General features: G+C 74.9%; 13 protein-coding genes. 10 read left to right on the top strand and 3 right to left on the bottom strand.

Features of this window, described 5'->3' with window-relative positions:
• Positions 1-134: 134 nt before the first annotated feature.
• Positions 135-995, top strand: coding sequence for a tRNA pseudouridine(38-40) synthase TruA (gene truA / locus STBA_RS13700; protein WP_077059521.1), 861 nt, complete (start codon positions 135-137; stop codon positions 993-995).
• A gap of 3 nt (positions 996-998) precedes the next feature.
• Here the strand turns inward: truA and STBA_RS13695 are convergent, their stop codons facing one another.
• On the bottom strand, positions 999-1,877 hold the full coding sequence (locus STBA_RS13695; protein ID WP_077059520.1) for a hypothetical protein: 879 nt from the start codon (positions 1,875-1,877) through the stop codon (positions 999-1,001).
• 75 nt (positions 1,878-1,952) lie between these two features.
• Here STBA_RS13695 and STBA_RS13690 point away from each other — a divergent pair, with 75 nt between their 5' ends.
• The 4 genes from STBA_RS13690 (at position 1,953) to glmM (ending at position 6,268) form a co-directional block, all read left to right on the top strand.
• Positions 1,953-3,566 carry an ATP-binding cassette domain-containing protein gene (locus tag STBA_RS13690; RefSeq protein WP_077059519.1) on the top strand — a complete coding sequence of 538 codons (1,614 nt, stop codon included), beginning with the start codon at positions 1,953-1,955 and terminating at the stop codon, positions 3,564-3,566.
• A 233-nt stretch (positions 3,567-3,799) separates the two neighbouring features.
• Entirely contained in the window at positions 3,800-4,243 is a 444-nt protein-coding gene (rplM, locus tag STBA_RS13685; RefSeq protein WP_077059518.1) for a 50S ribosomal protein L13, read from the top strand.
• A gap of 41 nt (positions 4,244-4,284) precedes the next feature.
• Positions 4,285-4,797 carry a 30S ribosomal protein S9 gene (gene rpsI, locus STBA_RS13680; protein ID WP_077059517.1) on the top strand — a complete coding sequence of 171 codons (513 nt, stop codon included), beginning with the start codon at positions 4,285-4,287 and terminating at the stop codon, positions 4,795-4,797.
• Between the two features lie 112 nt (positions 4,798-4,909).
• Positions 4,910-6,268, top strand: coding sequence for a phosphoglucosamine mutase (glmM, locus tag STBA_RS13675; RefSeq protein ID WP_077059516.1), 1,359 nt, complete (start codon positions 4,910-4,912; stop codon positions 6,266-6,268).
• Positions 6,269-6,325: 57 nt separating this feature from the next.
• On the opposite strand, the gene coaA is transcribed toward glmM, so the two are convergent.
• A complete protein-coding gene (gene coaA / locus STBA_RS13670; RefSeq protein WP_253194716.1) occupies positions 6,326-7,261 on the bottom strand; it encodes a type I pantothenate kinase in 936 nt (311 codons plus the stop codon).
• A gap of 34 nt (positions 7,262-7,295) precedes the next feature.
• Between coaA and STBA_RS13665 the strand changes: the two genes are divergently transcribed.
• Together STBA_RS13665 and STBA_RS13660 are read left to right on the top strand one after the other, a co-directional pair.
• Positions 7,296-8,021 (top strand): hypothetical protein, encoded by a 726-nt coding sequence (locus STBA_RS13665; protein WP_077059514.1) that lies wholly within the window; start codon positions 7,296-7,298, stop codon positions 8,019-8,021.
• Complete coding sequence (locus STBA_RS13660) at positions 8,018-8,386, top strand: holo-ACP synthase (protein WP_077059513.1); 369 nt, start codon at positions 8,018-8,020, stop codon at positions 8,384-8,386. Before STBA_RS13665 ends, STBA_RS13660 begins: the two co-directional genes overlap by 4 nt.
• On the opposite strand, the gene STBA_RS13655 is transcribed toward STBA_RS13660, so the two are convergent.
• Positions 8,370-9,839, bottom strand: coding sequence for a bifunctional ADP-dependent NAD(P)H-hydrate dehydratase/NAD(P)H-hydrate epimerase (locus tag STBA_RS13655; protein WP_077059512.1), 1,470 nt, complete (start codon positions 9,837-9,839; stop codon positions 8,370-8,372). The two genes, STBA_RS13660 and STBA_RS13655, sit on opposite strands and share 17 nt — an antisense overlap.
• A 51-nt stretch (positions 9,840-9,890) precedes the next feature.
• On the opposite strand from STBA_RS13655, the gene alr reads away from it, so the two are divergent.
• The 3 genes from alr to tsaE are packed head-to-tail and all read left to right on the top strand — an operon-like array spanning position 9,891 to position 12,737.
• Positions 9,891-11,051: an alanine racemase gene (alr, locus tag STBA_RS13650; protein ID WP_077059511.1), complete on the top strand. Its 1,161-nt coding sequence runs from the start codon at positions 9,891-9,893 to the stop codon at positions 11,049-11,051.
• Positions 11,048-12,235, top strand: coding sequence for an alpha/beta hydrolase (locus STBA_RS13645; protein WP_253194714.1), 1,188 nt, complete (start codon positions 11,048-11,050; stop codon positions 12,233-12,235). Before alr ends, STBA_RS13645 begins: the two co-directional genes overlap by 4 nt.
• Entirely contained in the window at positions 12,219-12,737 is a 519-nt protein-coding gene (gene tsaE, locus STBA_RS13640; protein WP_077059509.1) for a tRNA (adenosine(37)-N6)-threonylcarbamoyltransferase complex ATPase subunit type 1 TsaE, read from the top strand. The genes STBA_RS13645 and tsaE overlap by 17 nt, the downstream gene beginning before the upstream one ends.
• Positions 12,738-12,745 lie beyond the last annotated feature (8 nt).

Genomic DNA, 12,745 nt, shown 5'->3' with positions numbered 1-12,745 from the left:
TGCATCGGTTGGGTGGTTGTCCGTGTACAGGGTGCGAAGGCGGGCCGAGGCGAAATCGAGGACGGTGCACGCGGCTTCCCTCTGGGGCACGGTGTGCCCCGGGCCGGCCGCGGTCGTCTGAAAGGATCGGTCGTGTGACTGATGAAGCACCGACCGGGTTCACGCGGGTGCGCCTGGATCTGGCCTATGACGGGGCCGGGTTCTCCGGGTGGGCTCGGCAGGCGGGGCGGCGCACCGTTCAGGAGGAGATCGAGGAGGCGCTGCGGGTGGTGACGCGTTCGCCGGGGCGTTACGAGCTGACCGTGGCGGGGCGGACGGATGCGGGGGTGCACGCGCGCGGGCAGGTCGCGCACGTGGACCTGCCGGACGAGGTCTGGGCCGGGCAGGGGAAGGGGCGCCTGCTGCGCAGGCTCGCGGGGCGGCTGCCGCACGATGTGCGGGTGTGGCGGGCCGAGCCGGCGCCGCCGTACTTCAACGCGCGGTTCTCCGCGGTGTGGCGGCGCTACGCCTACCGCGTCGCCGACCATCCGGGCGGCGTCGACCCGCTGCTGCGGGGCCACGTGCTGTGGCACAACTGGCCGCTGGACGTGGCCGCGATGAACGAGGCGTCCCGGCTGCTGCTGGGCGAGCACGACTTCGCCGCGTTCTGCCGCAGGCGCGAGGGCGCGACGACCATCCGCGCGCTGGGGGACCTGCGCTGGGAGCGGCGCGCGGACGGCGTCGTGGAGGGCACGGTGCGGGCCGACGCGTTCTGCCACAACATGGTGCGTGCGCTGGTGGGCGCGCTGCTGTTCGTCGGCGACGGGCACCGGCCGCCGGACTGGCCCGCGCGGGTGCTCGCGGCCCGGGTGCGGGACTCGGCGGTGCACGTGGTGCGCCCGCACGGCCTCACGCTGGAGGAGGTGGCGTACCCGCCGGACGGCGAGCTGGCGGCGCGCAACGCGCAGGCCCGCCGCCGCCGGACGCTCGCCGGTGCGGAGGGCGCGGAGGGCTGAGCCTCAGCCGCCGCCCTGCCGCTCCTCGACGAGGGCGCTCGCGGAGGCCGATGCCTGGGCCTCGCCGCGCTGGATGATGCGGTTGAACGCGTGGTCGTTCCCGTCGCGGGCGCCCTGCTGGGCCGGGGTGCCGTCGCCGCTGTCGGGGGAGCCGTCGCTGTTGCCCGCGATGGTGTAGTAGGCGTAGCGGCCGACCTGGTTGGCGGTGGTGCGGCAGCCGCCCTGCTGGCAGAACTCGGGGGCCCCGTCGCCGGTGAGGGCCTGGAGGCTGGCGCCGTCGGCCCCTTCCTGCGCCTGGCGGGCGGCCTGGGCGTCCGCCTCGCTGCCGAACTGGGCGACGCCCACCGTCACCGCGACGCCGCCGCCGGTGTAGGTGGCGCGCAGCAGTGCCGTGCAGCCGTGGTCGGTGAGGATCGTGCCCAGCTCGGCGCTCGCGGCCTCCGTGCAGTCCGCCGCGGAGCCGGTCGCGGCCTTGGTGTAGCTCCTGCCGTCGATCTCCATGGTGTCGCCGGCCCAGAAGCCCTCGACGTCGAAGGGCGCGGTGTCCTTCTCGGCGTCCGATATGAACTCGCGCGGCTGCGGCAGCGGCGGCAGCGACACCTCGTCCCACGAGGGCTCGGACCCGGCGCTGCCCGACGGCACGTCGGTGGGCTCGGGCAGCGTGGCGGACGCCTCGTCGGACGCACTGCCGCCGTCGTCGCTCTGGCTCACCACGGCGAACGCCACCACGGTGCCGATCACGGCCGCCGCGGCGGCGGAGGCGATGATCGTGGTGGTGCGCTTGCGGCGCCTGCGCCGGTCGGCGTCGGCGGCGAGCGCGTCCCAGTCCGGTGTGTTCGATCCCCCGGGGACCCAGTTGGAGCCCCCCTGCCCGTAACTCATGGCCGAAGCTTATCCGCCCGGCGACGCCGCAAAAACGGCTGGGACGAGACGCTGCAATGACGGCACAATGCGCGGGTGGGACATGTGGAGGCCGCGCATCTGGAATATGACCTGCCCGACGGGCGGGTCCTGCTCGACGACGTGTCGTTCCGCGTCGGCGACGGCGACGCGGCGGCGCTGGTCGGGGCGAACGGTGCGGGCAAGACGACGCTGCTCCGGCTCGTGACGGGGGAGCTGAAGCCGCGCGCAGGGACGGTCACGGTCAGCGGCGGGCTCGGCGTGATGCCGCAGTTCGTGGGGAGCGTGCGCGACGACCGGACGGTGCACGACCTGCTGGTCTCGGTCGCCGCTCCGCGGCTCAGGGAGGCCGCGCGGGCCGTGGAGACGGCCGAGCTGGCCGTGATGACGGACGACGACCAGGCCGCGCAGATGGCGTACGCGCAGGCGCTGGCCGACTGGGGCGAGGCGGGCGGCTACGAGGCCGAGACAATGTGGGACATGTGCACCATGGCCGCGCTGAAGACCCCGTACGAACGGGCGAGGTGGCGCGAGGTGCGCACGCTGTCCGGCGGCGAGCAGAAGCGGCTGGTGCTCGAAGCGCTGCTGCGCGGCCCCGACGGGGTGCTGCTGCTGGACGAGCCGGACAACTACCTGGATGTGCCGGGCAAGCGGTGGCTGGAGGAGCGGCTGCGCCAGACGCGCAAGACGGTGCTGTTCGTCTCCCACGACCGGGAGCTGCTGGCGCGCGCCGCGCGCAAGATCATCAGCGTGGAGCCGGGCCCCGCGGGCTCCGACGTGTGGACGCACGGCGGCGGCTTCGCGACGTACCACGAGGCGCGGCAGCAGCGCTTCGAGCGCTTCGAGGAGCTGAAGCGGCGCTGGGACGAGCGGCGCGCGCAGCTGAAGCGGCTGGTCGTGGAGCTGCGGCAGTACGCGGCGCGCAGCGACGAGATGGCCTCGCGGTACCGGGCGGCGGTGACAAGGCTGCGGAAGTTCGAGGAGGCGGGCCCGCCGCAGGAGCCGCCGCGCCGGCAGAACATCCGGATGCGTCTTGGCGGCGGCCGGACGGGGGTGCGGGCGTTCACCTGCGAGCGCCTGGAGCTGACCGGCCTGATGAAGCCGTTCGACCTGGAGGTCTTCTACGGGGAGCGGGTCGCGGTGCTGGGGGCGAACGGCTCGGGCAAGTCGCACTTCCTGCGGCTGCTGGCCGGTGAGGACGTGGCGCACACCGGCACCTGGCGTGCCGGCGCGCGTGTCGTTCCGGGACATTTCGCGCAGACGCACGCGCACCCCGAGCTGTTCGGCAGGACGCTCCTCGACATCCTGTGGACCGAGTACGCGCTCGACCGGGGCGCGGCGACGTCGGCGCTGCGCAGGTACGAGATGGACCGGCAGGCGCTCCAGCCGTTCGACCGGCTCTCCGGCGGTCAGCAGGCCCGCTTCCAGATCCTGCTGCTGGAGCTGGCCGGGACGACCGCGCTGCTGCTCGACGAGCCGACGGACAACTTGGACCTGGAGAGTGCGGAGGCGTTGCAGGAGGGGCTCGCGAGCTTCGCCGGCACGGTGCTCGCGGTGACCCACGACCGCTGGTTCGCGCGGTCCTTCGACCGGTTTCTGGTCTTCGGTGCGGACGGCCGGGTGCGCCAGGCGCCGGAGCCGGTGTGGGACGAGGAAAGGGCGGACCGGTAGCGGCCCGGGCCGTTTTGACCGCGCGTGGGCGCGGGCAGTACGCTGCAACGTCGAACAAAGAAAAATAATGCGTATGGCTTGCTCGATCTCACGTGAGGGGCCTGCGCCGGTCCACCAGGATGGCTGCCGGCGGTCGGCACCCGGTTTGCGTCACCGGAGTGCGGCCAGCGCCGGTTTCTCCCCCGGGTGGCCTTGTCAGGAACCCAACACTGAAGAAGCGAAGGCTACGACCCGTGCGTACGTACAGCCCCAAGCCCGCCGACATCCAGCGTCAGTGGCACGTCATCGACGCCGCCGATGTCGTACTGGGCCGCCTGGCCTCCCAGGCCGCCACCCTTCTGCGGGGCAAGCACAAGCCGATCTACGCGCCGCACGTCGACACCGGTGACTTCGTCGTCATCATCAACGCCGACAAGGTGCACCTCTCCGGCAACAAGGCCACGCAGAAGCTTGCCTACCGTCACTCGGGCTACCCGGGCGGTCTGCGGTCGGTCCGTTACGAGGACCTGCTGAAGAACAACCCGGAGAAGGCGGTGGAGAAGGCGGTCAAGGGCATGCTCCCGAAGAACACGCTGGGCCGCCAGATGTTCTCCAAGCTGAAGGTGTACGCGGGCCCCGAGCACCCGCACGCCGCCCAGCGGCCCGTGCCGTTCGAGATCATCCAGGTCGCGCAGTAGTCCCGGCCACCCCCGACACGGAAGAGAATCTGAGGAGAATCGTGGCCGAGACCACCCCTGAAACGCTTGACGCCGAGGTCCCCGAGGTCGAGGAGTACACGACCGAGAGCACGCCCGAGGAGTTCGCCGTCGACGGCGAGCCCGCGGCGGCGCAGTTCGGCGACCCGCAGCCGGGCGCCGGCACCGGGCGGCGCAAGAACGCCATTGCCCGCGTCCGGATCGTCCCGGGCAACGGCAAGTGGAAGATCAATGGCCGCACCCTGGAGGGCTACTTCCCCAACAAGGTGCACCAGCAGTCCGTGAACGAGCCCTTCAAGGTGCTCGAGCTCGACGAGCGCTACGACGTCGTCGCCCGTATCTCCGGCGGCGGCATCTCGGGTCAGGCCGGTGCGCTGCGCCTCGGCGTGGCCCGCGCGCTGAACGAGGCGGACATCGACAACAACCGCGGCCCCCTGAAGAAGGCCGGCTTCCTCACCCGTGACGCCCGTGCGGTCGAGCGGAAGAAGGCGGGTCTGAAGAAGGCCCGTAAGGGGACGCAGTACAGCAAGCGCTGACCCTCGGCTGGATCATTCCTGCTGACGCCCCGACAGCACCTCCGTGCTGTCGGGGCGCTCCTTTTATAGGGTTAACGCGTCGGGCCGCTCTGGTGAACTCGGAGGAATTACTGTGGGACGACTCTTCGGCACGGACGGCGTGCGCGGTGTCGCCAACGCGGATCTCACGGCAGAGATGGCCCTCGGCCTTTCTGTTGCGGCGGCGGGCGTGCTCGCCGGTGCGGGCGGTGAGCCGGGGCGCCGGCCGCTGGCCGTCGTGGGGCGCGACCCGCGGGCGTCCGGCGAGTTCCTTGAGGCGGCCGTCGTCGCGGGCCTCGCCAGCGCGGGCGTCGACGTCCTGCGGGTGGGTGTGCTGCCGACCCCGGCCGTCGCCTACCTGACGGGCTCGCTCGGCGCGGACTTCGGCGTGATGCTGTCCGCCAGCCACAATCCGATGCCGGACAACGGCGTCAAGTTTTTCGCCAGGGGCGGCCACAAGCTCGCCGACGAGCTGGAGGACCGCATCGAAGCGGCCTACTGGGACCATGCGGCGGGCCTGCCGTGGGACCGCCCGGTCGGCGCGGGCGTCGGCCGCGTCACGGACTTCGGCGAGGGCTTCGACCGTTACGTGTCCCATCTGGTCGGCGTGCTGCCGCACCGCCTCGACGGACTGAAGGTCGTCATCGACGCGGCGCACGGCGCGGCCTCCCGGGTGGCGCCCGAGGCGTTCGCGCGGGCGGGCGCGGACGTCGTCACGATCGGCGCGGAGCCCGACGGCCTCAACATCAACGACGGCTACGGCTCGACGCACCTCGGCGCGCTGCGCGCCGCCGTGCCCGCCCACGGCGCGGACCTGGGCATCGCCGTGGACGGCGACGCGGACCGCTGCCTGGCGGCGGACGGCACGGGCGCCGACATCGACGGTGACCAGATCCTCGCCGTGCTGGGCGTGGCGATGCGGGACGCGGGCACGCTGCGGCACGGCACGGTGGTGGCGACCGTCATGTCGAACCTCGGCTTCACCCTGGCCATGCAGCGCGAGGGGCTGCGCCTGCGGCAGACGGCGGTGGGCGACCGCTACGTGCTGGAGGAGATGAAGCGCGGTGGCTACTCGCTGGGCGGTGAGCAGTCCGGGCACGTCATCGTGCTGGACCACGCGACGACCGGCGACGGCACGCTGACCGGGCTGATGCTGGCGGCGCGGGTCGCGGCGACGCGCCGCCCGCTGGCGGAGCTGGCCCGGGTGATGGAACGGCTCCCGCAGGTGCTGATCAACGTGCCGGACGTCGACCGGGCGCGCGTGGCGGACAGCCGCGAGCTGGCCGAGGCGGTGACCGAGGCCGAACGGCAGCTCGGCGACACCGGGCGCGTGCTGCTGCGGCCCTCGGGCACCGAGCCGCTGGTGCGGGTGATGGTCGAGGCGGCCGACGCCGCGCAGGCCCGCGCGGTGGCGTCGGGGCTCGCGGACGTCGTGAAGTCGGCCCTGGGCTGACCCGGCTGACCCGGCTGACCTGGCGGGGCGGCGGGGTCAGCCCAGGCCCCGCGGGCGTCACAGCTTGCGCAGGCGCAGGCGGCGGACGGCGTGGCCGGCGTCCTTCTGGAGGATCAGGGTCGCCCTGGCCCGGGTGGGGGCGATGTTGGTCAGCAGGTTGGGCTCGTTGATGGTCCGCCAATTCCGTTCGGCGTATTCCATGGCGGCGGCTTCCGGAACCGAGGCGTATTTCCTGAAGTAGGAGTCCGGGTTCTGGAATGCCGTCGCGCGGAGTTTTCTGAAGCGGTCGAGGTACCAGCGGCGGATATCCGCCGGGCGTGCGTCGACGTAGACGGAGAAGTCGAAGTAGTCGGCCAGGCCGACCTGGCCGTGCTGGGCGGGCTGGAGGACGTTCAGGCCCTCCAGGATCAGGATGTCGGGGCGGCGGACCACCTGGCGCTCGCCCGGCATGATGTCGTACGTGAGGTGGGAGTAGACCGGCGCCCCGACCTCGTCACTGCCCGATTTGACCCGGGCCACGAACCGGGCCAGCGCCCGCCTGTCGTACGACTCGGGGAAACCTTTCCGCGCCATCAGCCCGCGGCGGTGCAGCTCGGCGTTGGGCAGCAGGAAGCCGTCGGTGGTGACGAGTTCGACCCGCGGGTGCTCGGGCCAGCGGGCGAGGAGCACGCGCAGCAGGCGCGAGACGGTCGACTTGCCGACCGCGACGCTGCCCGCCACCGCGATGACGAACGGGGTCGCGGGCTGCGGGCCGCCGAGGAACGTGCTGACCGCACCGCGCAGCCGGCCGGTGGCGCCGACGTACAGGTTGAGCAGGCGGGACAGCGGCAGGTAGACCTCCGCGACCTCGGTCAGGTCGATCACGTCGCCGAGGCCGCGCAGCTCTTCCACCTCCTCCGCCGTGAGGGGCAGCGGCGTGCGCGCGCGGAGCGCGCTCCACTCCGTGCGGCTGAGATCCACGTACGGCGTCGGGTGCTGGAGCGAGGTTGCCACGCGCACATTGTGTCGGCCCCGTTAGTCTGCCCGCATGTGCGGGATGGTCGGGTACGCGGGAGCACAGGCGCAGTCGGCCCTGGAGGCCGTACTCGCTGGCCTGGGACGGCTGGAGCGGGCGGAGCACGACGCGTCGGGGGTGGCGGTGCTGTCCGACGGCGGCCTCGCGGCGGCGGGCGCCGCGGGGCCGCTGGCGCAGCTGCGCGGCGTGCTGGCGCGCCGTCCGCTGCCCACGGGCGGCACCGGCGTCGGGCAGCTGCGCGGGAAAGCCGGGACGGGGAACGGGGCGACGACCTGCGCGCAGCCGTGTCTCGACGCCGCGGGGCGGGTCGCGGTGGTGCACGACGGGTTCTTCGGCAACCGGGCCGAGCTGCGCGACGCGCTGACCGGGCGCGGCCATCTGCTGCCGTCCGGCACCGAGGGCGAGGTGGCGGCGCACCTGCTGGCCGAGCAGTTCTCGTCGTGCGTCGACCTCGGCGAGGCGCTGCGGCAGGTGTGCCGTTCGCTGCGCGGCTCGTTCGCGCTGATCGCCGTGCACGCCGACGAGCCGGACACCGTGGCGGGCGTGCGGCGCGGGCTGCCGCTGGTGGCGGGGGTCGGGGACGGCGAATCGTTCCTGGCCTCGGACGCGGTGGCCTTCGGCGGGCACGCGCACGAGGTGCGCGGCCTGCCGGAGGATCATGTGGTGCTGCTGCGGCGGGAGTTCGACGAGGTGCGGTGCGAAGTCACCGACGCGCACGGGAGCGTGGTGCAGGCGTGATCGTCGGTGTGGGCATCGACGTGGCGGGGATCGACCGGTTCGCCGAGGCACTGGAGCGCACGCCGCAGCTGGCCCGGCGGCTGTTCGTCACGCGGGAGCTGCTGCTGCCCGGCGGGGAGCGGCGCGGCGTGGCCTCCCTCGCGGCCAGGTTCGCGGCGAAGGAGGCGCTGGCCAAGGCGCTGGGCGCGCCGGCCGGGCTGAGCTGGACGGACGCCGAGGTCATCACGGACGCCGACGGGCGCCCGCGGCTCGCCGTGCGCGGCTCGGTGGCCGCGCGGGCGGCGGAGCTGGGCGTGCGTGCCTGGCACGTCTCGCTGAGCCACGACGCGGGTGTCGCCTCCGCGGTGGTCATCGCCGAGGGCTGAGCGCGGCCCACACCCCGGGCAGCGCCTCGGTGACCGTGGAGGCCATCGGCGGCACGGGTGCGGCCTGCCCCGCCAGGCCGTGCAGGTGCGCGCCGAGCGCGGCGGCGTCCAGCGGGGCAAGGCCGGCCGCGAGAAGCGCGCCGATCAGGCCGGAGAGCACGTCGCCACTGCCCGCGGTCGCGAGCCACGGGGTGCCGGTGGTGTTGGCCAGCACGCGCCCGCGCCCGCGCCCGCGCCCCTCGGGGCCCGGCTCGGCGATCAGCGTCGTGGACCCCTTCAGCAGCGCCACCGCGCCGTAGCGGGCGGCGAGTTCGGACACGGACGCGAGCCGCGCGGACTCCACGCGGTCGCGGGACGTGCCGAGCAGCGCCGCGGCCTCCCCGGCGTGCGGGGTGAGCACCGTGGGCGCGGAACGGGCGCGCAGCCGTTCCGGATCGATGCTGTGCAGGCCGTCCGCGTCCACCAGGACCGGCACGTCGGCGGCCAGCACGTCGGCGACGGTCGTCCCGGCCTCCGGGCCGCCGCCGAGCCCCGGGCCGACCACCCACGCCTGCACCCGCCCGGCCTCGCTCGGCCGCCCCTCGGACACCAGCGTCTCGGGATAGCGGCCGATGACGCCGCCGCCGGCCGGGCCCGCGTACCGCACGGCGCCCGCGCCGCCGTGCAGCGCGCCGCCGACGGTGAGCACGGCGGCGCCCGGGTAGCGGGCCGAGCCGGCCGCGATGCCGATCACGCCGCGCCGGTACTTGTCGGACTCGGCCTCGGGACGTGGCAGGAGCGCGGCGGCGTCGGCGTCGTCGAGTGCCACGAGGTCGGGCTCCGGCGGCAGTTCGGGCCCGAGGCCGATGTCGACCAGCCGCACCTCGCCCGCGAGGGCGCGCGCCGGGTCCACGAGCAGGCCCGGCTTCCACGCGCCGAACGTGACGGTCAGCTCCGCCCGCACGGCCGCGCCGTGCACCTCGCCGGTGTCCGCGTCGACGCCGCTCGGCAGGTCCACGGCGACCACGGGAACGCCGTGCTCCGCCGCGGCGGCGGCCGGCCCGGCGGCGTCCTGGCGCAGGCCGCCGCGCCCGCCGATGCCGGTGATGCCGTCGACGACGAGCCGGGCGCGGGCGATCAGCCGCTCCGCGCCCGCCGCGCCCGCGGCCCGGCCGCCGGCCGCGCGCAGCGCCGCGAGGCCGCCGGGGTGGGCGCGCTCCTCGTTCAGCAGCACGGCCGTCACCGCGGCGCCGCGCCGGGCGAGCCGCGCCCCGGCGTACAGGGCGTCGCCGCCGTTGTCGCCGCTGCCGACGAGCAGCACGACCCGGGCGCCGTACAGGCGCGGCTTCAGCAGCTCCGCGCAGGCGGCGGCGAGCCCCGCGGCGGCCCTGGCCATCAGCGTGCCCGCGGGCAGCCGCGCCATCAGGGCCCGTTCCGCGGCGCGTACGGTCTCCACTCGGTATGCGGTCCTCATGGTCCCAGTCTGACCCGTACGCCCGCGCGATTCCTGCGACACTGGAGGGTGATGAACGATCACTCACCGGCCGGCAGCCGGCGGCTGTGGGCCGACATCGATCTCGACGCGTTGCGCGCCAATGTGCGCACGCTGCGCGAACGTGCCGTCGATGGCGCCCAGTTGATGGCCGTGGTGAAGGCCGACGGATATGGGCACGGGCTGCTGCCGAGCGCCGCCGCGGCGCGGGAGGCCGGGGCGGCGTGGCTGGGCACCGCCACCCCGCAGGAGGCGCTTGCGCTGCGCGCGGCGGGCGATACGGGGCCGCTGCTGTGCTGGCTGTGGACGCCGGGCGACCCGTGGCGGCAGGCCGTCGAGGCGGGCATCGACGTCTCGGTCAGCGGCCGGTGGGCGCTGACGGAGGCGGCGGACGCGGCGCGGGCCGCGGGGCGCGTCGCGCGGGTGCAGCTGAAGGCGGACACGGGCCTCGGGAGGAACGGGTGCCAGCCCGCGGACTGGCCCGACCTGGTGGCCGCGGCGCGGGCCGCCGAAGTGGCGGGCACCGTGCGGGTGACCGGCGTGTGGTCGCACTTCGCGTGCGCCGACGAGCCGGGGCACCCCTCGATCGGGCTCCAGCAGGCCGCGTTCGCCGACGCCCTCGGCGCGGCGGCGCGGGCCGGCCTCGACCCCGAGGTGCGGCACCTGGCCAACTCACCGGCCACGCTGACGCTGCCCGACGCGCACTACGACCTGATCCGGCCGGGCGTCGCCGTGTACGGGCTCTCACCGTCCGCGGAGGTCGGCACGCCGCAGGACTTCGGGCTGCGGCCGGTGATGACGCTGCGGGCGCGGCTCGCCTCGGTGAAGCAGGTGCCGGGCGGGCACGGAGTCGGCTACGGGCACAGCTACACGACATCGGGCGCGACGACGCTGGCGCTGGTGCCCGCGGGTTACGCGGACGGTGTTCCGCGGCACGCCTCGAACACCGGCCCGGTGCTGGTCGCGGGGAAGTGGCGGACGGTCGCGGGCCGGGTGGCGATGGACCAGTTCGTGGTGGACCTGGGCGGTGACGTGGCGGCCGCGGGGGACGAGGCGGTGCTGTTCGGCCCCGGCGACGCGGGGGAGCCGACGGCGGAGGACTGGGCGCGGGCCGCGGGCACCATCGGGTACGAGATCGTGACCCGGGTGGGGCACCGCGTGCCGCGCGTGTACCGGGGGGAGCGGGCGTCGTGAGCTGGGCGCGGCGGGCGGGGATAGCGGGCCTCGCACTCGGGGCGGTGGCCACGACGGTCGCCGTGGAACGGATATCGGTGGGGCGTTCGGTGCGGCGCGAGGCGCAGCTGGCGCTGGACGCGGCAGGCCCGTACGGGACGCTGCGCGGCACCCCTGGCGCGGCGGTCGCCGAGGACGGGACCGAGCTGTACTTCGAGGTGGAGGACGTCGGGGAGTACGTGCGCCCGGCGGACGACCGGCCGGGCGGCCCGGCCCCCGGCCCCGGCCCTGCGGCCCCGGCCGGCCGGGCGCGGCGGCGGGCGCGGCGGCGGCAGCCGCCGCCCACCGTGGTGTTCAGCCACGGGTACTGCCTGCACCAGGACGTGTGGCACTTCCAGCGGGCCGCGCTGCGCGGCTCGGTGCGGGCGGTGTACTGGGACCAGCGCGGGCACGGCCGTTCGGGGCGCGGCCGGGCGCTGCGGGAGGGCGGCGACCCGGTCAGCATCGACCTGCTCGGCCGCGATCTGAAGGCGGTGCTCGACGCGGTGGCGCCGGAGGGCCCGGTGGTGCTGGTGGGGCACTCGATGGGCGGTATGACGATCATGGCGCTGGCCGAGCAGTACCCGGACTACGTGGCGCGCCGGGTCGCGGGCATCGCGCTGCTGGCGACCTCGGCGGGGGACCTGGCGGAGGTGACGTACGGCTTCCCGGCCTCGGCGGTGCGCGCGGTGCGCCGGGTGGTGCCCGGCGTGCTGCGGGCGCTCGGCTCGCAGCAGGAGCTGGTGGACCGCGCCCGGCGCCTCGCGGGCGACCTGTACGCCGGGCTCGTGCGCCGGTACGCGTTCGGCACGCCGGACGAGGTCGACGCCGGGGTGGCGCGGTTCGCGGAGCGGCTGATCGACTCGGTGCCGGTGGAGGTGGTCGCCGCGTTCTACCCGGCGTTCGCCGAGCACGACAAGCAGCGGGCGCTCGCCGTGCTCAACGGGCTGGCCGACGACCTGCCGGTGCTCGTGCTCGCCGCCGAGCGGGACGAGGTGACGCCCGCCTCGCACAGCGAACGCATCGCCGCCGCGCTGCCCGGCGCGGAGCGCGCGGTGCTGCCGGGCGCCGGGCATCTGCTCCTGCTCGAACGTCCGCGGCAGGTCAACGAGCAGCTGACGCGGCTGCTTGCGCGTAGCATCCCGTTCCATGAGCCAGCTGTCTGAGGCGCCGGTGTCCACGGCGTCGTTCACCGTCGGCGGGGCGGAGCGGATGCGGGAGGCCGGGCGGCGCCTGGCGGCGCTGCTGCGGCCGGGGGACCTGGTACTGCTCACCGGGCCGCTCGGCGCGGGCAAGACGACGCTGACCCGCGGCATCGGCGAGGGGCTCGGCGTGCGCGGCGCGGTGACGTCGCCGACGTTCGTGATCGCGCGGGTGCACCCGCCCCTCGGCGGCGGCCCGCCCCTCGTGCACGTGGACGCCTACCGGCTGGCGGGCGGCCTCGACGAGATGGAGGACCTGGACCTCGACGTGGCGCTGCCGGAGTCCGTGGTGGTCGTGGAGTGGGGCGAGGGCCGCGTCGAGGAGCTGTCGGAGGACCGGCTGCACGTGGTGATCCGGCGGGCGGAGGGCACCGACGCCGGGGACGCCGGTGACGAGGAGCGGAAGGTCACGCTGACCGGCGTCGGCGCCCGGTGGCAGGGCATCGGCCTGCGGCTGCTGGACTGACGCGGCGG

The organism is Streptomyces sp. MP131-18 (assembly GCF_001984575.1).
Taxonomy (GTDB): Bacteria; Actinomycetota; Actinomycetes; order Streptomycetales; family Streptomycetaceae; genus Streptomyces; species Streptomyces johnsoniae.
Note: the sequence above shows the minus strand (reverse complement) of the source record. Positions and strands in the feature narration are given on the sequence as shown.